The 19,778-nt window shown below is 64.0% G+C and carries 20 protein-coding genes; 4 read left to right on the top strand and 16 right to left on the bottom strand.

Annotated elements, in window-relative coordinates; translation table 11 throughout:
• Positions 1-17 precede the first annotated feature (17 nt).
• The 3 genes from CKW22_RS20405 to CKW22_RS20395 all read right to left on the bottom strand — a co-directional run bounded on the left by CKW22_RS20405 (position 18) and on the right by CKW22_RS20395 (position 2,773).
• Positions 18-785, bottom strand: a complete 768-nt coding sequence (locus tag CKW22_RS20405; protein ID WP_095064926.1) for a uroporphyrinogen-III synthase — start codon at positions 783-785, stop codon at positions 18-20.
• On the bottom strand, positions 782-1,723 hold the full coding sequence (hemC, locus tag CKW22_RS20400; RefSeq protein WP_033703306.1) for a hydroxymethylbilane synthase: 942 nt from the start codon (positions 1,721-1,723) through the stop codon (positions 782-784). Before hemC ends, CKW22_RS20405 begins: the two co-directional genes overlap by 4 nt.
• 306 nt (positions 1,724-2,029) lie before the next feature.
• On the bottom strand, positions 2,030-2,773 hold the full coding sequence (locus CKW22_RS20395; RefSeq protein WP_033703307.1) for a LytTR family DNA-binding domain-containing protein: 744 nt from the start codon (positions 2,771-2,773) through the stop codon (positions 2,030-2,032).
• Between the two features lie 308 nt (positions 2,774-3,081).
• Between CKW22_RS20395 and argH the strand changes: the two genes are divergently transcribed.
• On the top strand, positions 3,082-4,476 hold the full coding sequence (gene argH / locus CKW22_RS20390) for an argininosuccinate lyase (RefSeq protein WP_033703309.1): 1,395 nt from the start codon (positions 3,082-3,084) through the stop codon (positions 4,474-4,476).
• A gap of 115 nt (positions 4,477-4,591) precedes the next feature.
• On the opposite strand, the gene CKW22_RS20385 is transcribed toward argH, so the two are convergent.
• Positions 4,592-5,254, bottom strand: a complete 663-nt coding sequence (locus CKW22_RS20385; protein WP_033703310.1) for a glutathione S-transferase — start codon at positions 5,252-5,254, stop codon at positions 4,592-4,594.
• Positions 5,255-5,401: 147 nt separating this feature from the next.
• On the opposite strand from CKW22_RS20385, the gene CKW22_RS20380 reads away from it, so the two are divergent.
• Together CKW22_RS20380 and CKW22_RS20375 are read left to right on the top strand one after the other, a co-directional pair.
• Entirely contained in the window at positions 5,402-5,701 is a 300-nt protein-coding gene (locus CKW22_RS20380; RefSeq protein ID WP_033703311.1) for a hypothetical protein, read from the top strand.
• Between the two features lie 69 nt (positions 5,702-5,770).
• Complete coding sequence (locus CKW22_RS20375) at positions 5,771-6,016, top strand: TIGR02647 family protein (RefSeq protein WP_033703312.1); 246 nt, start codon at positions 5,771-5,773, stop codon at positions 6,014-6,016.
• A gap of 181 nt (positions 6,017-6,197) precedes the next feature.
• Here the strand turns inward: CKW22_RS20375 and CKW22_RS20370 are convergent, their stop codons facing one another.
• The 7 genes from CKW22_RS20370 to CKW22_RS20340 form a co-directional block, all read right to left on the bottom strand.
• Positions 6,198-8,141: a cytochrome c/FTR1 family iron permease gene (locus CKW22_RS20370; RefSeq protein ID WP_033703313.1), complete on the bottom strand. Its 1,944-nt coding sequence runs from the start codon at positions 8,139-8,141 to the stop codon at positions 6,198-6,200.
• Between the two features lie 521 nt (positions 8,142-8,662).
• On the bottom strand, positions 8,663-10,084 hold the full coding sequence (locus CKW22_RS20365) for an efflux transporter outer membrane subunit (RefSeq protein ID WP_033703314.1): 1,422 nt from the start codon (positions 10,082-10,084) through the stop codon (positions 8,663-8,665).
• Positions 10,081-10,956, bottom strand: coding sequence for an HlyD family secretion protein (locus tag CKW22_RS20360; protein WP_033703315.1), 876 nt, complete (start codon positions 10,954-10,956; stop codon positions 10,081-10,083). Before CKW22_RS20360 ends, CKW22_RS20365 begins: the two co-directional genes overlap by 4 nt.
• Positions 10,953-11,165 (bottom strand): DUF1656 domain-containing protein, encoded by a 213-nt coding sequence (locus CKW22_RS20355; protein ID WP_033703316.1) that lies wholly within the window; start codon positions 11,163-11,165, stop codon positions 10,953-10,955. Before CKW22_RS20355 ends, CKW22_RS20360 begins: the two co-directional genes overlap by 4 nt.
• Positions 11,162-13,249, bottom strand: a complete 2,088-nt coding sequence (locus tag CKW22_RS20350; protein ID WP_033703318.1) for an FUSC family protein — start codon at positions 13,247-13,249, stop codon at positions 11,162-11,164. The genes CKW22_RS20355 and CKW22_RS20350 overlap by 4 nt, the downstream gene beginning before the upstream one ends.
• Complete coding sequence (locus CKW22_RS20345) at positions 13,246-13,698, bottom strand: MarR family winged helix-turn-helix transcriptional regulator (RefSeq protein WP_033703319.1); 453 nt, start codon at positions 13,696-13,698, stop codon at positions 13,246-13,248. The genes CKW22_RS20350 and CKW22_RS20345 overlap by 4 nt, the downstream gene beginning before the upstream one ends.
• A gap of 176 nt (positions 13,699-13,874) precedes the next feature.
• The gene (locus CKW22_RS20340) at positions 13,875-14,669 is read right to left on the bottom strand and encodes a tetratricopeptide repeat protein (protein WP_033703320.1); all 795 of its coding nucleotides are present in this window, start codon (positions 14,667-14,669) and stop codon (positions 13,875-13,877) included.
• 206 nt (positions 14,670-14,875) lie between these two features.
• Between CKW22_RS20340 and CKW22_RS20335 the strand changes: the two genes are divergently transcribed.
• Positions 14,876-15,436 carry a WYL domain-containing protein gene (locus tag CKW22_RS20335; RefSeq protein WP_033703321.1) on the top strand — a complete coding sequence of 187 codons (561 nt, stop codon included), beginning with the start codon at positions 14,876-14,878 and terminating at the stop codon, positions 15,434-15,436.
• Between the two features lie 75 nt (positions 15,437-15,511).
• Here CKW22_RS20335 and CKW22_RS20330 read toward each other — a convergent pair whose 3' ends face one another.
• The 5 genes from CKW22_RS20330 to CKW22_RS20310 form a co-directional block, all read right to left on the bottom strand.
• Positions 15,512-16,375 (bottom strand): ABC transporter permease, encoded by an 864-nt coding sequence (locus CKW22_RS20330; RefSeq protein ID WP_033703323.1) that lies wholly within the window; start codon positions 16,373-16,375, stop codon positions 15,512-15,514.
• Positions 16,376-16,389: 14 nt separating this feature from the next.
• Complete coding sequence (locus tag CKW22_RS20325) at positions 16,390-17,253, bottom strand: ABC transporter ATP-binding protein (RefSeq protein ID WP_033703325.1); 864 nt, start codon at positions 17,251-17,253, stop codon at positions 16,390-16,392.
• Between the two features lie 6 nt (positions 17,254-17,259).
• On the bottom strand, positions 17,260-18,279 hold the full coding sequence (locus CKW22_RS20320; RefSeq protein ID WP_047582859.1) for an ABC transporter substrate-binding protein: 1,020 nt from the start codon (positions 18,277-18,279) through the stop codon (positions 17,260-17,262).
• Between the two features lie 18 nt (positions 18,280-18,297).
• Complete coding sequence (locus CKW22_RS20315; RefSeq protein ID WP_033703328.1) at positions 18,298-19,197, bottom strand: TauD/TfdA family dioxygenase; 900 nt, start codon at positions 19,195-19,197, stop codon at positions 18,298-18,300.
• Positions 19,198-19,399: 202 nt separating this feature from the next.
• Positions 19,400-19,741, bottom strand: coding sequence for a hypothetical protein (locus CKW22_RS20310; protein WP_033703347.1), 342 nt, complete (start codon positions 19,739-19,741; stop codon positions 19,400-19,402).
• Positions 19,742-19,778 lie beyond the last annotated feature (37 nt).

Genomic DNA, 19,778 nt, shown 5'->3' with positions numbered 1-19,778 from the left:
GCGTTCAGCTTAGCGCCTTAAGAGGCAGGTGCAGCGCGGCGCTGCACAGCTGCCAGCAAGGCCGTGGCACTGGCGCCACGGCAATCCACAACCTGTTGGGCCCCGGCGGCCCTGGCCTGCTCGGCAACCCGCGGGCTCGGCACGAACAGCGGCAGACGCGCTACCTGCGGCCAATCGGCGCCGGCCATCTGCTGCAAGTGTTCAAAGCCCTGCCCACTGCTGACCACCAGGCCATTGAGGCGTTCCGCTTCGATGCGACGCATCAAGGCGCCCGCCGGGTATTCCGGCAGGCTGCGACGATACAGTTCCAGATAATCGACACTAGCACCTTGCTCTGCAAGACGCTCTGCCAGCAGTTCGCGACCTCCGACGCCGCGGACGATCAAGACACGCGGCGCAGGCACGCCGATAGCCTCGCGCAGGGCCGCCAGCGCGAGCAAGGCTTCACTGTCGTCACCTTGCGCTGGGCAGGCCACCTCAAGGCCCGCGCCCTGCAGCACCGCTGCGGTCGCCTCGCCCACCGTGAACCAGCCTTGAGCCGGTGGCTGTAGCCCGGCCTGGGCCAGCCGTTCGAGCAGCAACCTGGCTGCCGGCTTGCTGACCACGATGATTGCCTGAAAGCCCTGCAGCCCAGCCAGCAACTGGCGTTGCCGCTCGTCCACGGCGACAGCGTCTATCGCCAGCAGCGGCAGACAACTGCTAGCCACCCCCGCCGCCGCCAGCCGTTGCGCCAGTGCTGTGCAGTCATCGGCGGGCCGGGTCAGCAACAGGCGCCAATCACTCACGGGTGCCCGGCCTCGCCATAGACTTCCTTGAGGATGGCTTCGGCGCCCTGGCCCAGCAGGTCTTCAGCAACCTGCACGCCCAACGCCTCAGCCGCTGCGCGCGGCGCCCGGGCGTCGGCCACCAGCAAGGTGCCACCGCTGGGCTGGCCGACCAGGCCACGCAGCCACAGCTGGTCGCCTTCAAGTACCGCGTAGCAGGCGATCGGCACCTGGCAGCCGCCATTGAGGTGTTTGTTCAATGCCCGTTCGGCCACCACCCGGTCGGCGGTGTCGAGATGGTGCAGTGGCGCCAGCAGCGCATGGATTTCGCTGTCAGCGCTGCGGCATTCGATGCCCACCGCGCCTTGGCCGCCCGCTGGCAGGCTGTCGTCGACGCTGATGCTGGAGGTGATGCGGTCTTCGAAACCGAGGCGGATCAAGCCGGCCGCAGCGAGGATGATCGCGTCATATTCGCCGGCATCGAGCTTGGCCAGGCGGGTATTGACGTTGCCCCGCAGGAAGCGGATTTCGAGGTCCGGGCGGCGCGCCAGCAACTGGGCCTGACGGCGCAGGCTGGAGGTACCGACGATGCTGCCGGCGGGCAAGGCTTCAAGGCTTTCGAAACGGTTGGAAACGAACGCATCGCGCGGGTCTTCGCGCTCGCAGATGCAATACAGGCCCAGGCCTTCGGGGAAGTCCATGGGCACATCCTTCATCGAATGCACGGCGATGTCGGCTTCGTTGTCCAGCAGGGCGGTTTCAAGCTCTTTGACGAACAGGCCCTTGCCGCCGATTTTCGCCAGCGGCGCGTCGAGCAGCTTGTCACCGCGGCTGACCATGGGCACCAGGGTCACGATCAGCCCAGGGTGAGCCTGCTCGAGGCGGGCTTTGACGTATTCGGCCTGCCACAGGGCCAAGGCACTTTTACGGGTGGCAATGCGGATTTCGCGAGTGGACATGGAACGCCCCGATGCAGAGAAATACCGCCGATGATAACAGCTCCGATGGCATCGCTAGCAGATACGGGTCAAAGGCGGTGCGGTGGGGGTGGCTGTTGTGTTTGTGCCCACGGATGTCTGTTTGTAGGAGCGGCCTTGCGTCGCGAAAGGGCCGCGAAGCGGCCCCGGCAATCTGTGCGGCGAAGCTGAAAACCTGGGGCTGCTTTGCGGCCCCGGCAATCTGTGCGGCGAAGCTGAAAACCTGGGGCTGCTGCGCAACCCTTTCGCGACGCAAGGCCGCTCCTACAACACGCAGCGCACGGCGGGTCAGAGCGTCTGCATCATCTTGCGCACGCCAGCCACGTGGCGCCGGCTGACGGTCAGCGCATCACCGTCAAGGCCCTTGAGAAACAGCTGAAAATGCCCCAGCGGCGTGCGCTGCAGGCGTTCGATACGTTCGCGGGCCACCAGCGCGTTGCGATGGATGCGCACAAAGCGATCGCCAAATTCATCTTCCAGGGCCTTGAGCGGCTCATCGAGCAGCACTTCCCCGGTCTCGTGGCGCAAGGTCACGTATTTGTGGTCAGCAATGAAATAGATGACCTGGGGCAACGGAATCAGCTCGATGCCTTTTCGCGTTCGCGCGCTGATATGGCTGCGCGGGCCTCCGCCTTCATTGGCAGGCCGGGTAAGCGCCGCCAACTGGGCGCGGTTGGGCTTCTCGGCCTTGCGCAAGGCATCACGCAGCGCCTGGGGCTGGAAGGGTTTGGTCACATGGCTGAGGGTGCTGTCCTTGAAAGCCTCGGTGCCGTATTCGTCGTCGCCGGTGCAAAACACCACCGACGGCGGCGCCTCGCGTTCGCACAGGCGAGCGGCAACCTGCAGGCCATCCAGGCCGGGCATGCCGATGTCGAGCAGGACGACATCAGGCTTGAGGCTTTCAATCAGCGCCAGGGCTTCCTCGCCGTTGGTGGCGCTAGGCTCCAGCACGGTGTAACCCTCCAGTTCGCCGAGCAGCCTACTGAGGCGTTCACGGCCTTGGGGTTCGTCATCAACGATCAGGACATTCATAATTGCGCTGGATTCCTGAATGAGTCTCGCACAGGTATAGCGTAGACAGATGTGGTTCGAGCGACACTGCGGTCACGCTCTAGACCGGTGCGATGGCCAAAGATTCACTCGGCCGGCAGATTCACTGCCAGTCCTCTGTCCAACTGTAGACGGTCCATGGAACACTGCCGTTCAATCCTGCAAATCCTTGTGTGCGTGTCTGCCTGCCGTTTTCGGGTCATTTCTCTCGACCGGCGCCCTGCGGCAGCAAGCCCAACCCTGCTATCATCGTTGCCACTTTTTCGTTCACGCCTGCAATGAGTGAATCCATGAGCACCGACAAGACCAATCAGTCCTGGGGCGGCCGCTTCAGTGAGCCCGTCGACGCCTTCGTCGCCCGTTTCACCGCTTCGGTCGATTTCGACAAGCGCCTGTACCGCCACGACATCATGGGTTCGATCGCCCACGCCACCATGTTGGCGCAGGTCGGCGTGCTCAGCGATGCCGAGCGCGACACCATCATCGATGGCCTGAAGACCATCCAGGGCGAAATCGAGGCCGGCAACTTCGACTGGCGCGTCGAGCTTGAAGACGTGCACATGAACATCGAGGCACGCCTGACCGATCGCATCGGCATCACCGGTAAAAAACTGCACACCGGCCGTAGCCGAAACGACCAGGTGGCCACCGACATCCGCCTGTGGCTGCGCGACGAGATCGACCTGATCCTGGCCGAAATCACCCGCTTGCAAAAGGGCCTGCTGGAGCAGGCCGAGCGTGAAGCCGACACCATCATGCCCGGCTTCACCCACCTGCAGACGGCCCAGCCGGTCACCTTCGGCCACCACCTGCTGGCCTGGTTCGAAATGCTCAGCCGCGACTACGAGCGCCTGGTCGACTGCCGCAAGCGCACCAACCGCATGCCCCTGGGCAGCGCCGCGCTGGCAGGCACCACCTACCCGATCGACCGCGAGCTCACCTGCAAGCTGCTGGGCTTCGAGGACGTGTCTGGCAACTCGCTGGACGGCGTTTCCGACCGCGACTTCGCCATCGAATTCTGCGCTGCAGCGAGCATCGCCATGATGCACCTGTCGCGCTTCTCCGAAGAGCTGGTGCTGTGGACCAGCGCGCAGTTCCAGTTCATCGACCTGCCTGATCGCTTCTGCACCGGCAGCTCGATCATGCCGCAGAAAAAGAACCCGGACGTACCGGAGCTGGTACGTGGCAAGAGCGGCCGCGTGTTCGGCGCGCTGACCGGCCTGCTGACCCTGATGAAAGGCCAACCGCTGGCCTACAACAAGGACAACCAGGAAGACAAGGAACCGCTGTTCGACGCCGCCGATACCCTGCGCGACTCGCTGCGTGCCTTTGCCGACATGATCCCCGCGGTCAAGCCCAAGCACGCGATCATGCGCGAAGCGGCCCTGCGTGGCTTCTCGACTGCCACCGACCTTGCCGACTACCTGGTACGCCGTGGCCTGCCGTTCCGTGATTGCCACGAAATCGTCGGCCATGCCGTGAAGTATGGTGTGGACACCGGCAAGGACCTGGCCGAGATGAGCCTGGAAGAACTGCGCCAGTTCAGCGACCAGATCGAGCAGGACGTGTTCGCCGTGCTGACCCTGGAAGGCTCGGTCAATGCCCGTGACCACATTGGTGGTACCGCGCCGGCGCAAGTGCGTGCGGCGGTGGTACGCGGCCAAGCCTTGCTGGCTTCGCGCTAAGACCATGGCGAGGGCTTTGCCCTCGTTCGCGGGGCAAGCCCGCCCCCACAGAGAAACCGCTAACTCATTGATTTAACGGAACCCTGTGGGGGCAGGCTTGACGCTTGTGCAAACCTCAGCGCTTGCCGCTGCGAATCATCTCCATGAAGGCCGGCATCGACGCCTCCTTGTCTGCCAAAATCCGCGCCATGTGCGGGTTCTCGCCCATTCGCTGCAACAATGCCTTCGCCTGCGGGAAATCCGCCAGGAAGTCGACGTTCAGCACCTTCTTGCCCACCGCGTAAGCCAGGTCGACCGAGAAGCAGAACATCAGGTCGGCAATCGTCAGCTGCTCACCCGCCACATACGGCGCGAAGCGACCATTGCGCTTGAGCGTGGCAAAGCCCGCCAACAGGTCGGCCCGCGCGCGCTCCTTGATCAACGGCTCTACCGCCATGCCAAAGAACGACTCGGCGTAGCAGGTGCGTGCCGGCAGCTCGATGTACAACTCGATTTCTTTCAGCAGCTCGCGCACCTTGGCCTGCTCGAACGGGTCCGCAGGCAACAGCGCTTTGCCGCCCTGGGTCTGCTCGATGTAGTCGAGAATCACACTGGTCTCGCTGAGGAAGCCGTGTTCGGTTTCCAGCACTGGTACCTTGCCCCGTGGGCTGACTTCCAGTGCATGCGGCGCCTGGCCGCCATAGAAGGTGACCTCCTCGAAAGGCAGGCCTTTTTCCAGGAGTGCCAGCTTGACCATGTTGTAGTAGTTGCTGACTGAGAATCCGTGAAGCTTGAGCATGGGGTAACAGCCTCCAGGCCGTATGGGGATGGCCCGGCTTTTATAGCCCCTCAGCCTGCGCCTGACCAGCGTCATGCACCCGGTCAATGACCGGACATTGCCGCCACAGGCGTGGCAAACTGTATGCCCAATCACAGGAGTACCGCCATGAGCGAGCCCACCGACATCGACAATGACGACGAAGCCTTCGCCGAGGCAACGCTGACCCAGGCCATCGAGAACCAGATCGAAAGCGACGAGCCGCCAGCGGCCAAGGCCACCTTCAACAAACTCACCCTGGTTGGCTATGCGCGCGAGGAAATCCTCAACCTGATGGCCCATGTGCTGGCCTTCGAGATCGACAACATGCTGGTGGAAGACCGCGCGTTCAACAGCGAATGGTATGAAAACGCCCTGCGTGCCCTGCCCGAGCTGCCACCTGAGATGGATCAAGGCGACGACGAATAACCCGACTACACTCGAAGGTCAGGCACCCATGAAGGTGCCGCCATCCTCGTCTGGAAGTCAGGAGTCGCCATGTCCTTTACCCCCGAGCTGATCGATGAACTGGAAGTACTTGCGCTGTTCAAGCACGACAGCAGCCAGGAAGGCATCAAGATAAACAGCCAAGCCCCCACTAAACTCATCGCGGCAGCTAAACGCCTGCACGAAAAAGGGCTGACCGATCAACCCGATGGTGGCTACCTGACCAGCCTGGGTCATGACGCCGTCGAAAGTGTGCAACTGCTGCAGAACATTCTCAAGGCGCCACAACCGGCCTGACAGACTGCCGCAATCCTTGTAGGAGCGGCCTTGCCGGGGCGCCGGACCGGTCGGAAAGGGCCGCAACGCGGCCCCGGCAATTTGTGCAGCACTGCTGAAATCCTGGGGCCGCTTCGCGGCCCGTTCCGACCGGTCCGGCGCCCCGGCAAGGCCGCGCCTACAGGGGGTTTACACACCTTTGCTAGTTGGCCGCCGCCCTGCGTTTCTCTGCCAGCCACGAGCGCCCGTACAGGAACACGATGGCCAGCAAGGCCACTGCCTGCGCTGCCAGCGAATAGGCATCGGCATGAATGCCCAGCCAGTCAAACTCGAAGAACGCCACCGGCCGCGTGCCCAGCACCCCGGCTTCCTGCAGCGCCTTCACGCCATGCCCGGCGAACACCACCGACAGCGCGCACAGCAGCGCGGCGTTGATGCTGAAGAACAGCGACAGCGGCAGCTTGGCCGAGCCGCGCAGAATCACCCACGCCAATCCCACCAGCAGCACCAATGCCGTGGCGCCCCCCGCTAGCACGGCTTGATGCCCGGAAGGCCCGGCCTGCAGCCACAGGGTCTCGTAGAACAGGATCACTTCGAACAGTTCGCGGTACACCGAGAAGAACGCCAGCATGGCAAAGCCGAAGCGCCCGCCACCACTGACCAGGCTGCTCTTGATGTAGTCCTGCCAGGCAGCGGCGTGGCGGCGGTCGTGCATCCACACCCCGAGCCACAGCACCATGACCGCAGCAAACAGCGCTGTGCAGCCTTCCAGCAGCTCGCGCTGGGCACCGCCGACGTCGATCACGTAAGCCGCCAAGGCCCAGGTGGCAAAACCTGCGACCAGCGCCAGGCCCCAACCGACGTTGACGCTGCGCACCGCCGACTGCTGGCCGGTGTTGCGCAGGAAGGCGAGGATCGCCGCCAGCACCAGAATCGCTTCAAGGCCTTCGCGCAGCAGAATCAACAAACCGGAGATATAGCTCAGCGACCAGCTCAGGCCATCACTGCCCAACAGCTTGGCGGCCTGGTCGAGCTTAGCCTTGGCTTCGGCCAGCCGTTGCTCGGCCTGGGCCACAGGTAAGCCGTCCTGCAGGGACTGGCGGTAAGCCATGAGGGTTTTTTCGGTGTCCTTGCGCGCCTGGGTGTCGATGTTGTCCAGCGAGCTTTCCACCAGCTCGAAGCCTTCCAGGTAAGCGGCTACCGACAGGTCATAGGCCTGGTCGTGATCGCCCTCGCGGTAGGCCGCCAGGCTTTTGTCCAGGGTGCTGGCGGTGTATTCGAGCAACTGCGCCGGGCCGCGTTTGGCTTGCGGCGGCTGGGCACGCTGGGCGCGGAACGCCGCTACTGCATCGGCGCCTTCGTTGGCCGCGACTTCGGCCGGGGTCTGGCGCGCCAGGTCTGCCAGGTTCCAGGCTTTATCGCCCTTGGCCGCCTCGGGGTTGGCAGTGAAGCTGGCCACAAAGGCGGCCACGTCCCAGCGCTGACGCTCGTCGAGCTGGTCGGCGAACGATGGCATCTCGGTACCTTCGATGCCCAGGCCGAGGGTGTTGTACAGGTCGAACAGGCTCAGCTGGTCTAGCCGCTCGACACTGCGCAGGTTGGCTGGAGGCGGCTCCAGGCCAACGCCGGCTGGGCCATCGCCGGCGCCGCTATCGCCATGGCAGATCGCGCAGTTCTGCGCGTACAGCGAAGCCCCACGGGCCGGGTCCGGAGTAATCACCGGGGCCTGGCTGACCTCGTAGGCCACCGCCAGGCGTGCGCCCAACTGACGGGCCTGACGGGCTACAGCGGCGCCGTCCTGACGCTGGTCGATGGCTTGGCGCAACGCCTGCACGCCCTGTACCAGAGCGGCTTGTTCGGCATGCGCCGGCAGGTTCTTGACCAGGTCGGCCAGGACCGCGCTGAACTCCTGTTGCTCGCGGTACTCGCCCTCGTCGATCACCTTGCCTTCGCGCACGGTCGGCGGGTAGTCGGCGCCCATGTAGTCGAGCAAGTGCAGGGCCTTGGTAGCTTCGGCAGGGGCTTCGGCCAACGCCAGGGTGCTGCACAGCGCCAGCATTGGGCCCAGCAGTAAAGCAGGCAGCCAGGCAAGCAGACGGGAATGGGTATTCATGGCCAGTCTCGGAGGGAATGCGAAAGAGAACATTGTTCACTTCCACTCTTCTTCTCTCAAGGTGTGCGGGCAGATTTCATGAAAAATCTTGTGACAAAACAGGAGGGGATTGATCGTGAAATGAAAGCGCTTTTTGATCCACCAAGCACTATGCCGTGCTGGAGCATTGGACAATGGCTTACTGCTGCCCATGTCAGTAGCTATTCAGGTGGCGGATACAGGGTTGCAGGCGGAACAGGTCGAAGGTTTCCTCGCCTGCGGTGGAAGACGCTCTGGGCTCGTCGCGCATCTGTCGTGCCTCGCTTCAGGCGGTGGCGCGGGAGTGGTCGCACAGGGCGTTGATCATTGCGCATAGCAGGCAGGGCGGTGGTGGTCTGTTCCACGGTCAGGGTCAGGGCGCGGATCAGCAGGCCGCAGCTTTCAGGTTCGGAAATGTCTTACGGCTTCAAGGTGTTCACCGTGAGAGTTTCAGCGCCCTTGAGATCGAGCGCCGCGCGGGCGGCGCTCGATCTCAAGGGCGCCGCGGCTCTGTCGTCAAACCCTACCCACAACCCTCAAGGCTTGCCACCACCCCCCTTCCACCCCCCACCCAACGCCAGAAACACCCCAATCTGCCCCATCGCCACCTGGCTATTCGCCGCCGCCAACTGCGCCCGCATATCGGTATACGTCCGCGTCGCCTGCAAATCCGCCAGGAACGACTCACGCCCAGCCTGGTAATACCGATGCGTCTGGTCTGCCGCTTCCTTGGCCGACTGCTCCGCCTCGGCCAGAGCATCACGCCGGTCCAGCAAGGCGCTGTACTGCGCCAATCGGGTCTGGGTCTCGCGAATGGCGTTCAGCACCACACCATCAAAATGCGCCAGCGCCGCCTGGGTCGAGGCTTCGGCCATGCGGATGCGGGCACGGGTGCCATTGGTCGGGATGCTCCAATTGATCTGCGGGCCAAAGCCCCAGCGGTTGGTGGCCGGCTCGCCAAGGTTCTCGAGAATACCAATGGTGCCGACCTGGGCGCCGATGCTGATATCCGGGTACAGCGCGCCGGTGGCCACGCCGATGTTGGCGGTAGCCGCCGCCAGTTGGCGTTCGGCCTGGCGCACATCGGGGCGGCGCTTGAGCAACGCGGCGCCGTCGCCCACCGGGACCAACTGAGCCAGGTGCGGCAGCTCGGCGCAGTCGGCGGTGCCGGCAGGCAATTGCTCAACTGGTTTTGCCAGCAGTGCAGCCAGGGTATACAGGCCGGTCTCGCGCTCGGCCTTGAAGCGCGGCAACTCGGCGCGCAACGATTTGAACTGGGTCTGCGAGCGGGTGACCTGGGTTTCATCGCCACGGCCGGCATCGCGCAGGCGTTGGTTCAGCTTCACGCCTTGCTCCTGCAAGTCCAGCGACTCGCGGGCAATGTGGTATTCCTCGTTGGCCGAGCACACTTGGGTGTAGGCCTTGACCACATCGGCCACCAGGGTGATGCGCGCGGTGTCTGCGGCAGCTTGCACCGCGTCGGCGTTGGCCTTGGCCGCTTCGGTGCCGCGCTTGAACGTGCCCCACAGGTCAAACTGGTAGGAGGCGCTGATGATGGCCTCACCGATATTGGCCACGGGCACCTTCTCAGGCAGCAGGAAGGCCTCGCCGGACTCCTGCAAGCGCTGCGCGCCGGCCTTGATGCCACCGCTGAAGCCGCCCTGCGATTCGGCCACTTCAACCTGCGCACGGGCCTTGGCAATGTTGGCTGCGGCCACGCGCAGCTCGGTATTGGCGCTCAATGCCTGGCGTACCAGTGCGTTGAGGCGCTGATCCTGGTACAGCTGCCACCAGTCTTCAGGTACCGGCGCCGACACCACACTGTCGGCATCCTGGCGCAGCGGGCCGTTGAGGTCGCTGCGCTGCACGGCCGCGTCTTTCGGCACTTCATAGTCCGGGCCAACCAGGGCACAGGCACCGAGGGACAAGGCCATGCCCACCAGCATCAGGCGTTTCATGGGCGCTTGTCCTCGATGATCGATACCGTGGCGGTGCGCCCGGCGATCATGCGGAAGTCTTCCGGCACTTCATCGAAAGCGATACGCACCGGAATCCGCTGGGCCAGGCGCACCCAGCTGAAGGCCGGGTTGACGTTGGGCAACAGGTTGGCGCCGCTGCTGCGGTCGCGGTCTTCGATACCGGCGGCGAAGCTTTGCACGTGGCCGCGCAGGCGGGTGTTGTCGCCCATCACGCGGATGTCCACGGCATCGCCGATATGGATGCCTCCGAGCTTGGTTTCTTCGAAGTAGCCATCGACGTGGTACGAGGCGCTGTCGACCACCGACAGTACCGGGCGGCCGGCGGTGACGAACTCATGGTTACGCGGGGCGCGGTCGTTGAGGTAGCCGTCCACGGGGCTGCGCACCACCGAGCGGTCGAGGTTGAGCTGGGCAGTATCGACCGCCACCTGCGCCTCGTTGACCGCCGAGCGGGCGCGGGCCTCGCGGGACTGGCTCTCTTCCAGCTGCTCGGCCGCCACCAGGTTGCCCAGTTTGCGGTTACGGCGCGTTTCACGGGCGGCCTGGGCCAGGGTTTCCTCGCGCTCGGCCAGGGTTGCCTGTGCCTGGCGCAGGGCCAGGCTGAAGCGGTCTTGGTCGATGGTGAACAGCACGTCGCCGCGCTTGACCACCTGGTTGTCACGCACCTCGACCTTCTGGATCAGCCCGGACACATCCGGGGCGATCTGGATCACGTCGGCGCGGATATGGCCGTCGCGGGTCCAGGGGGCGAACAGGTAGTACACCACCATCTGCCAGACGAGCACGGCGGCGAAACTCACGACCAGCAAGGTCAGGACCACACGGCCCAGGGTCAGCAAAGGTTTTTTCATGGCAGCATCAGGTTTCGGCAAAAGTGGTCGACCGCGCCCAGCATCACGGCGTAGAGGGCAACGTTGAACAAGGCCCGGTGCCAGACCAGGCGGTAAAAGTGCAGGCGCACCAGTACAGCGTGCACGCCCAGGAACAACAGGTAGGTGAACAACATCATCACCAACAGCGTGGGCAGAAACACCCCGCTGATATCCAGATCACCGATCACAGTGGGGCTCCATCGATGCCGGGGGGCAGTTGCGGTTGTTCGGTGGGTTCGAGCATCACTTCGACACCGGGCAGCAAGGCCAGGCGCAGGCCACTCAAGGCGTGCAGCAGGTGCACACGGGCATCGCCGCGGTCGTTGTGATCGTCCAGCGCCAGCCCTTGCCGCGCACGCTCCATGTTGCGCAACAGCGCCGCCGGGGCGTGCAGGCGCTGGTTGGCGCGCAGGCAGGCGGCGTAGTGGGCGCCGACTTCTTCGATGACCAAAGCCAGGCGCTCGCGGGCCTGCGGGTTGGCGCGTGGCAGGTAGGCCAGCAGGTCGAGCAGGTTCAGGCCCACGCGCAGGTCACGCAGCGCCACACCGCTGTCCTGGCCGGTCTGCGACAAGCGTGGCAGGTGCTGCATCAGGCGGTCGAGCATCTGTACGCCCACCTGGCGGTGTTCGGCCAATGTCGCGGGCTGGGTCATTTCGACGATATCGCGCCAGGCGAAGCGGGTCATGCGCTTGGCCGCCAGTTCCACGCCGAACGGGCGTAGCAGCAAGGTCCAGATGAAGGCGAACAGCAGCCCCACCGGGCCTGCCAGGTTGGCGTTGATGAAGGTCAGGAAGTCCGCATCATAGACGCCCTGGATGCTGATGAAGGTGGCGGTGTTGACGATGGTCAGCAAAGTACCGAGGTAGAAACGCGGCTGCACGGTCAGCGTGCCGACGCAAATGAACGGCACCGCAAAGGCCAGCACCAGCATCGGGAAGTCGTGCAGGTTGGGCAGCACCAGGAACAGGTAGACGCTGGAGAAGATCACCGACATCAGTGTCCAGAAGAAGAACCGGTAGATCTGCGGCGCCGGGTCGTCCATCGCGGCAAAGAAGCTGCACGCCACGGCGGCGAGGATGACCGCACTGCCACCGTCGTTCCAGCCGAGCAGAATCCACAGGCCACTGGCGACAATGATCGCGGTAACCGTGGAAAACACCGAGTAGAGCATCAGGCCACGGTCAAAGAACGGCGTCAGCCGGCCCAGGCGCCAGTGGCGGTAGGCGGCGCGCCAGGGCGTGGCGTCGTCCTTGCGCAAGGCGTGCTGGAGGGTGCAGCAGTCTTGCCAGAGGTCGACCCATTCGGTCAGGCGATACAGGGCGTTGGACAGCAGCAGGCCGGCGCGCTGGTCCAGGGCGGTGGCGCTGGGTTGCAGGCGGGTGATCTGCTCGTGCAATGCGGTCCAGGGGGCCAGGGAGGCATCATCAGCGGTGCCTTTGAGCCATTCGCGGGCCTCGGCCAGCAGCGGTTGCAGCTGGGCGAACTGGGCCGGCGCACGGCCTTCGAGGGCGACCAAGGCGTCGTCCAGGGCGTCGATCACCGGCAGCAGGTGGATCATGCGCCCACGTAGTTCACTGGCGTTTTTCAGGGTGTGGGGGCCGGCACCTTCGTGGCCGAGCTGGCCGATCATCATTTCCAGGGTATTGAACGTGGCCACCATCGAGACGCGCATGCTGCCGACCTTGTCGGCGGCAACGTCGCGGGCCAGGTAGGTGTCGCTGTAGCGGATCGCCTCGGCGAACCAGTTGCCGGTCGAGCCGACCACCACCGGGGCCAGGCGCCGCGGCCAGAAGATTGCGCCGACCACCGCCGCGCAGACGATGCCCAGGCAGATTTCCTGGGCCCGCGACGAGGCCACATCGAACACCGCCGTAGGGTTGTCGACCACCGCCAGGGCAATCATCGGCAGGGTGTAGCCGGCCAGCATCAGCACGTAGTTGTTGGCTGTGCGCAGGTTCAGCGAGAGGAACAGCAAGGTGCCGGTCCACAAGGCGATGGCCACGCTCAGCAACAGCGGCGACTGCACCAGCGGTGGCACCAGCAATACCGCCCCGCCGGCACCGAGCAATGTGCCCAGGGCGCGGTACAGGGCCTTGGAGCTGGTGGGGCCGACGAACGGGCTGGAGACGATATAGACGGTCGCCATCGCCCAGTAAGGGCGTGGCAGCTGCATGAGCAGGGCAATGTACAGGGCGATCATCGACGCGCCGAAGGTGCGCACGCCGTAGAACCAATCGCGGGCCGGGGGCACCGAGCTGAAGAATCCGTTCATGCTGCCCCGCCTGGTGTGCCGAGGCCGACGGCTTCGAAGGCGCGCAGTACGCGCAAGGTGGCCTCCAGGTCGGCCTGGTCGATGCCCTGCAGCACATCACGGCGCAGGCGCACCAGCTCGGCTTCGATGGACTCGGCCAGGGCGCGGCCTTCGGCGGTCAGGCTCAGGGCCTTGGCGCGGCGGTCCAGAGGGTCCTCGCTGCGGCACACCAGCCCGGCTTTGCACAGTTGGTCGAGCAAGCGCACCAACGACGGGCTTTCGAGGCCGGCGGCCTGGGCCACCGCCACCTGATGCACGCCGTCGCCCAGGCGCACGATCATCAGCAACGGCGCGGCGCAGGCTTCGGAGATGCCGTAGCTGGTGAGGGCCGCATGGCAGATGCGCCGCCAATGGCGTGCGGCAACCACCATGCCGCTGCTGACTTGCAGGCGCAGGAGATCAAGGGTCATGAAAGGAACCAAGGATATTCATAGTTTGCTAACTATCAATATACGCCTGGCCCTCCCCCTGTCGTCAACAGCGGGCGACGGATAGCGTCGATGAATTGTTGTTCATGTAATGCCCTTTCGCGGCGCAAAGCCGCCCCCACAAGGGGCTGCACTTTGCCGCGAATATGAGGCAACGGTCAGGGCTGCACCTGGTCTTCCAGCTTCATCGTCAGCGCCAGCGTGCTGCCCATCTGCACTGCCCGGTCGCGCCATTCCAGGTACCGTGTGCCGTCGCGGCTGCTGAAATGCACCGCCAGCTCCTCGGCCGCCTGCATCACGCCCGCCGCAGCCGCCAGTTCCAGCCAATACAGCGCGCCTTTGATATCGGCTTCGACGTGCAGGCCATGCATCAGCCGATAACCGACTTCAAACCGGCATCGCGCTTCGCCCCGCTGGGCGCCGCGCTGAAACCACTGGTAGGCCTCTACCAGGTCGACCTGCCAGTCCAGGTCGCCATCGCACACTTCCTCTTCATACAAGTCACCGAGCGCAGCGGCAGCATGCAAAATGCCGCGGTCGAATGCCTGCCGATAACACTCGGCCGCCTGCACGTACGATGCCTCGATGCCTTTGCCGAAATAGTGCTGCTGGCCCAGGTTGAACCAGGCCGCGGCGTTGCCCTGCAAGGCCGCCATGCGCAGCAGGTGGCCGGCCAGCACCGTGTCGGCACGCCAGTACTTGCCATTGAGCCAGATCCAGCCGAGGTCATTGAGTGCCGCTACGCTGCCTTGCAACGCCTGGCGGCGCAGGTCGGCATACACCACCTGCAAATCGCTGGCCTCATCCAGGCGGCTGACCAACAGCGACCGCTGGCTGGGCAACCCGACCCCGGCAAACAACCGATGACGCCTCCCCGCAGGGGCTGGTGGGGCGATGACCCGCTCTGGCAGAAGACGGGCGAGCAGCGAATGGATATTGCTGGCAGCAGACATGTTCATCCTCATTGAACGACACACAACCCCAACCTCAGCTGTGATGAGGCGTGATTCTGCGTGACGTCACGACAAAACCTGTCGCGAACGATTCGGCACGAGGCAACCAAATGCGACTTCCTTGATCTGAGCAGGCTGTGGCCAATTGCCATGCCCCGCTCGTGCCGCCATCCTATTGCGGCAAGCCTAGACAAGGACGTTATCTTTTGCCGTTCGCCACCACTCGCGCCACCCTCAGCCGTCAGTGGGCGCTGCTGCGCCAGCTGCCCAGCCGCTCCCCAGGCATCACCAGCGCCGAGCTGGTCTGGCGCCTGCGTGATGTGGGCTTCAATGTCAGCAAACGCACGGTTGAGCGCGACCTCAACGAGTTGTCGCTGATTTTTCCGCTGGAGCGCAATGACAAGAGCATACCGTTCGGCTGGCACTGGTCGTCGACTGCCGTGGGTGAGCTGCGCGGCAATTTCGACCTGTTGACCTACCTGCGCGGTGACGCGCTGCAGCCGGCCCAGGGCGAGGGGGTGGAGCTGGTGGCGCGGATCAGTGACACATTGGCGCGGCAGCTGCGCGAGACGCCACTAAGCACCGACATGCAGCTGACCGCGCAGGAGCATGGGCATCGGGTACGTGCCACGGTGAGCGATGGCTGGCCGTTGCGCTGGTGGCTGCTGAGCCAGGGGGATGGGGTAGTGGTGGAGCAACCGGAAGGGCTACGCGAAGAGATTGGCAAGATGCTGAGCAATGCGGCTGCCCAGTACCAGAACCCATAACCTGTACCGGCCTCTGCGTGGCGGTTCGGCACCCCGATAACCCCGCCCCCACAGCAGCCGGTGCAGGCTTGCCTGCTAGCGCTGCATGCCCCAACGCCGCACCGTCAGCCGCTCCAGGGTATTGAACACCAACCCTTCGACCAGCAAACCGATCAGGATCACCACGGCCAGCCCGGCGAACACCTTGTCGGTGTACAGCTCGTTGCGGTTCTGGAAGATGTACCAACCCAGGCCGCCCTTGCCACTGCTGGCGCCAAACACCAGCTCGGCGGCAATCAGGGTACGCCAGGCAAACGCCCAGCCGATCTTCAACCCCGACAGGATCGACGGCAAGGCCGCCGGAACCAGGATATGCAACACCAGGCGCAGGCCCTTCAGGCCATAGTTGCGGCCGGCCATGCGCAGGGTTTCGGACACCCCGAGAAAGCCCGCGTAGGTGTTCAGCGCCAGCGCCCACAGCACCGAGTGCACCAGCACGAAGATCAGGCTGTTGTCGCCCAGGCCGAACCACAGCAGCGCCAGCGGCAGCAAGGCGATTGCTGGCAGGGGGTTGAACATGGAGGTCAAGGTGCCCAGCAGGTCACGACCGAGCTGGGTCGACACCGCCAGGCTGGTCAATCCAAAGGCCAGCACGATGCCCAGCACGTAGCCCTTGAGCAAGATCACCAGCGACACGCCGACCTTGGCCGGCAGTTCACCGCTGATCAGGCCATCCCATAGCGCAGCGGACGTTTGCAGAAAGCTCGGCAGCAGCAGGTCGTTGCCTTGATAGCGGGCTGCGGCCTCCCAAAGCGCGGCGATCACAACCAGGATGACCGCCTTGCGCAGCCAGCCGTGCTGCCACAAACGCTGGGCCAATGGCAGTTGGCGTTCCAGAGGCACACTGCGCAGCGGCTCCAGCTGCACCTCGTATTCCTGACGTACAGGGGTAGTGGTCATGGCTGAAGCTCCTGTCAGTAGGCGATACGGATATCGTTGAAGCCGAGTTCGTCGGCTTGCTCGGGCGTTTGGGCCTCATCGAACAGCAGCCGATGAATGCGGCGGGCACTGGCCTGGAAATCCGCTGCGCCCAGGCTGCCAAGATCGTACTGATGGCTGTGCACCTCGGCCCGCACCCGCCCCGGGTGCGGCGACAGCAGCAAGATGCGGTTGCCGACCACCAGCGCCTCTTCGATGGAGTGGGTGACGAACAGCAAGGTGAAACGCACCTCTTCCCACAGCAGCAGCAGCTCTTCCTGCATCTTGCGCCGGGTCAGCGCGTCGAGCGCGGCGAACGGTTCGTCCATCAGCAGAATCTTCGGCTGGGTGGCCAAGGCCCGGGCAATCGCCACGCGCGCCTTCATGCCGCCAGACAGGGTGTGGGGATAGGCATCGGCAAACGCCGCCAGGCCAACCTTGTCCAGGTAATGCAGGGCCCGTTCCTCGGCCTCGGCGCGCTTGAGCTGGCCCGAGACCAGCAGCGGGAACATGACGTTCTGCTTTACCGTCTTCCAGGGCGGTAGCTGGTCGAACTCCTGAAACACCACGATACGGTCCGGCCCTGGGCCTTTGACGGGCTTGCCCTGCAGCAGAATCTGCCCTTCCTGGGGGTTGATGAACCCGGCCACGGCCTTGAGCAAGGTGGACTTGCCGCAGCCCGAAGGCCCCAGCAAGACGAAACGGTCGGCACGGTCAACTTCGAAGCTGACCTGGTGGGTGGCCCGCACCACGCGCTGCGCGGTTCGGTATTCGAGGCTGAGGTTATCCACCTTGAGCAAGGGTGGCGTGGCGACACGGCTCAGGTTGCTGGCCGCGTGGCCTGGCAATGGGGCGGTCATGATCGATCAGCTCCCCTGCAGCGGGCGTTCATCCTGGAAGAAGTAATCCTTCCACGACTCAGGCTTGTGCTTGATGGCGCCGACCCGATAAAGGAAGTCTGCCAGCTTGTAGGTGTTCTTCGGCGTGACGGTGAACTCGTACTGCGGGTTGTCGATCAGCTTGATCAGCACGTCGCGGTCGATCTTGGCCTTGGTCACGCGGATGTAGGTATCGGCAGCAGCAGCCTTGTCCTTCTGTGCAAAGTCCGCAGCCTCGGCCAGGGCGTCGACGAAGGCCTTGTAGGTCTTGGGGTTTTCGTTGCGGAATTTTTCGGTGGCGAACAGCAGGGTCGGCGAGTTGGGGCCGAGCAGGTCGTAGCTGTTGAGCACGACGTGCACGTCCTTGTTGGCCAACGCCTGGTCCTGGAACGGCGGGTTGGAGAAGTGCCCGTTAAGCTCGGTGCCACCGGCGATCAATGCGGCCGTGGCATCGGGGTGCGGTACGGCCAGGGTGTACTTGTCGAGGCGGTTGTAGTCCTTGTCGCCCCACTGCTGGGCTGCGGCGTATTGGAGGAAGCGCGACTGCACGGAGACGCCTACCGCCGGCACGGCGATGCGGTCTTTCTCGGAGATGTCGGCGATGGTCTTCACGTTGGGGTTGCTGCTGACCAGGTAATACGGGAAGTTGCCAAGCGAGGCGACGGCCTTGACGTTCTGCCGGCCCTTGGTACGGTCCCAGACGGTCAGCAGTGGGCCAACGCCGGCGCCGGCGATGTCCACCGAGCCGGACAGCAGCGCATCGTTGATGGCTGCACCGCCAGAAAGCTGGGCCCAATCGACTTTGATGTCGATGCCCTGCTCCTTGCCGTGCTTCTCGATCAAGTGCTGGTCACGCACCACGTTCAGCAGCAGGTAGACGATGCCGAACTGTTCGGCGATGCGGATCTCGCCTTCGGCCTGGGCCACGGCAGGGGCCGCCAGGCTGCCGACGACCAGGCTCGCGCCCAGGCCGATGCTTGCCGCCAGGCGGCTGATGGATTTGCGCATGATGTGTTTCCTCAGTCGTCAGAACGGGGCATCGCCCTGGATGGTGGTGCGGTACAGCTTGCGCCGCAGGTGCGCGGGGCAGCCGGTGGCGAGGTGGATCAGCGAGCGGTTGTCCCAGAACACCAGGTCGTGGGGCTGCCACTGATGGCGGTAGATGTTCTGTTCGAGCACGCTCAGGGCATACAGCTGTTGCAGCACGTCGTGGCTTTCATCCGCTGGCAGGCCGACGATGCGGGTGGTGAAGCCTTCACTGACGAACAGCGCCTTGCGGCCGTTTTCCGGGTGGGTACGTACCACCGGGTGGATGACTTCCTGCACCTGGGCCAACTGCTCGGCGCTCAGGGTCGGGCGCCAGTTGCCCTCGAACTTGGTTTCGGAATAACGCGCCGTGTAGGAATGAGCGGCCGCGCGGCCCTCGATCACGGTGCGCAGGGCTTCGGGTACGGCGTCCCAGGCCTTGTGCATGTCGGCGAACAGGGTATCGCCGCCCTCGCTGGGCAGTTCCTGGGCATGCAGCATGGAACCGAGGCTGGGGAGCGTCTTGTACGACAGGTCCGAATGCCAGAACTTGCCAGCATCACCCAGGCCAATGTTGTGGCCATCTTCGATGATGTTGGAAACGATCAGGATCTCGGGGTGCCCGGCCAGCAGAAACTGTTTGAGCACATGGATCTGCAGCTCGCCGAAGCGGCGGCTGAAGCTGATTTGCTGTTCAGGGGTGATGCGCTGGTCGCGGAACACCAGTACATGGTGATCGAGGTGGGCACGATGAATGCGGGTGAAATCCTCGGCGTTGACGGGTTTGCCAAGGTCAAGGCCAATGATCTCGGCCCCGACGGCACCGGAGAACGGGCGGATTTCAAAGTGTTGCGGCTGGGCGCTGTCGATGGACGACAAGGCGTTCGAGGCGGCGGACATGGTTCACTCCCACGCAGTGCGCGACGTCAAAGTACGCGCAACGATCAGAAACGCACGGGGATTTCCCGTGTGGGTTCAAGTCGTGCGGCGCATCGATTGGTCGACGGGTACGCAGTGGGAGTGACTATAAAGTCATAAGAAGGATATTTTAAATACCTTTATTGAATAACCATATCACCGAGGATCGGGGGCTGATCCAGTATCAGATCAACCCGCCCTGCTCTTCTTCATCGATCAGGTTGTTCAAGCTGCCGAGCGCCTTGCGCGCCTTGGAACGATTGAGCAACTTGGCCTGTGCCCCGGCAGGCAGGTCGGTGATGCTGAAGACGCCCTTGGCGGTCAGCACATCGATCAAGTCCTCGAGCACGCGGATCATGTCCAGGTCGCTTTGCTTGAGCTGCTTGAGGCTGTTTTCCACTTCGTCATCGCCGAACCATTCCTGGATTTCGGCATTGTCGGCGGGGAGTATCTCGCTGAACCCTTCGTATGAAGCGGCTTCTACCCGCAGCAACTGGCCGGTGGCGTCGCGTTGCACGTAGAACATGGCGGTGTCCCTCGTCACGTTGATTCCTTGTTGGTAG

It is taken from the genome of Pseudomonas sp. Irchel s3f19, from assembly GCF_900187555.1.
Classification (GTDB): domain Bacteria; phylum Pseudomonadota; class Gammaproteobacteria; order Pseudomonadales; family Pseudomonadaceae; genus Aquipseudomonas; species Aquipseudomonas capeferrum.
The sequence above is the reverse complement of the archived record's forward strand: the minus strand, read 5'-3'. Positions and strand labels throughout refer to the sequence as shown.

Coding starts and splice junctions, on each gene's coding strand:
- CKW22_RS20370 (WP_033703313.1), bottom strand. CDS start 8,141: ATGTTCTCTTTCGCATTCCCTCCGAGACTGGCCATGAATACCCATTCC.
- CKW22_RS20315 (WP_033703328.1), bottom strand. CDS start 19,197: ATGTCCGCCGCCTCGAACGCCTTGTCGTCCATCGACAGCGCCCAGCCG.
- hemC (WP_033703306.1), bottom strand. CDS start 1,723: ATGTCCACTCGCGAAATCCGCATTGCCACCCGTAAAAGTGCCTTGGCC.
- CKW22_RS20375 (WP_033703312.1), top strand. CDS start 5,771: ATGTCCTTTACCCCCGAGCTGATCGATGAACTGGAAGTACTTGCGCTG.
- CKW22_RS20365 (WP_033703314.1), bottom strand. CDS start 10,084: ATGAAACGCCTGATGCTGGTGGGCATGGCCTTGTCCCTCGGTGCCTGT.
- CKW22_RS20320 (WP_047582859.1), bottom strand. CDS start 18,279: ATGCGCAAATCCATCAGCCGCCTGGCGGCAAGCATCGGCCTGGGCGCG.
- CKW22_RS20340 (WP_033703320.1), bottom strand. CDS start 14,669: ATGTCTGCTGCCAGCAATATCCATTCGCTGCTCGCCCGTCTTCTGCCA.
- CKW22_RS20310 (WP_033703347.1), bottom strand. CDS start 19,741: ATGTTCTACGTGCAACGCGACGCCACCGGCCAGTTGCTGCGGGTAGAA.
- CKW22_RS20345 (WP_033703319.1), bottom strand. CDS start 13,698: ATGACCCTTGATCTCCTGCGCCTGCAAGTCAGCAGCGGCATGGTGGTT.
- CKW22_RS20360 (WP_033703315.1), bottom strand. CDS start 10,956: ATGAAAAAACCTTTGCTGACCCTGGGCCGTGTGGTCCTGACCTTGCTG.
- CKW22_RS20325 (WP_033703325.1), bottom strand. CDS start 17,253: ATGACCGCCCCATTGCCAGGCCACGCGGCCAGCAACCTGAGCCGTGTC.
- CKW22_RS20330 (WP_033703323.1), bottom strand. CDS start 16,375: ATGACCACTACCCCTGTACGTCAGGAATACGAGGTGCAGCTGGAGCCG.
- CKW22_RS20350 (WP_033703318.1), bottom strand. CDS start 13,249: ATGAACGGATTCTTCAGCTCGGTGCCCCCGGCCCGCGATTGGTTCTAC.
- CKW22_RS20395 (WP_033703307.1), bottom strand. CDS start 2,773: ATGAATGTCCTGATCGTTGATGACGAACCCCAAGGCCGTGAACGCCTC.
- CKW22_RS20380 (WP_033703311.1), top strand. CDS start 5,402: ATGAGCGAGCCCACCGACATCGACAATGACGACGAAGCCTTCGCCGAG.
- argH (WP_033703309.1), top strand. CDS start 3,082: ATGAGCACCGACAAGACCAATCAGTCCTGGGGCGGCCGCTTCAGTGAG.
- CKW22_RS20385 (WP_033703310.1), bottom strand. CDS start 5,254: ATGCTCAAGCTTCACGGATTCTCAGTCAGCAACTACTACAACATGGTC.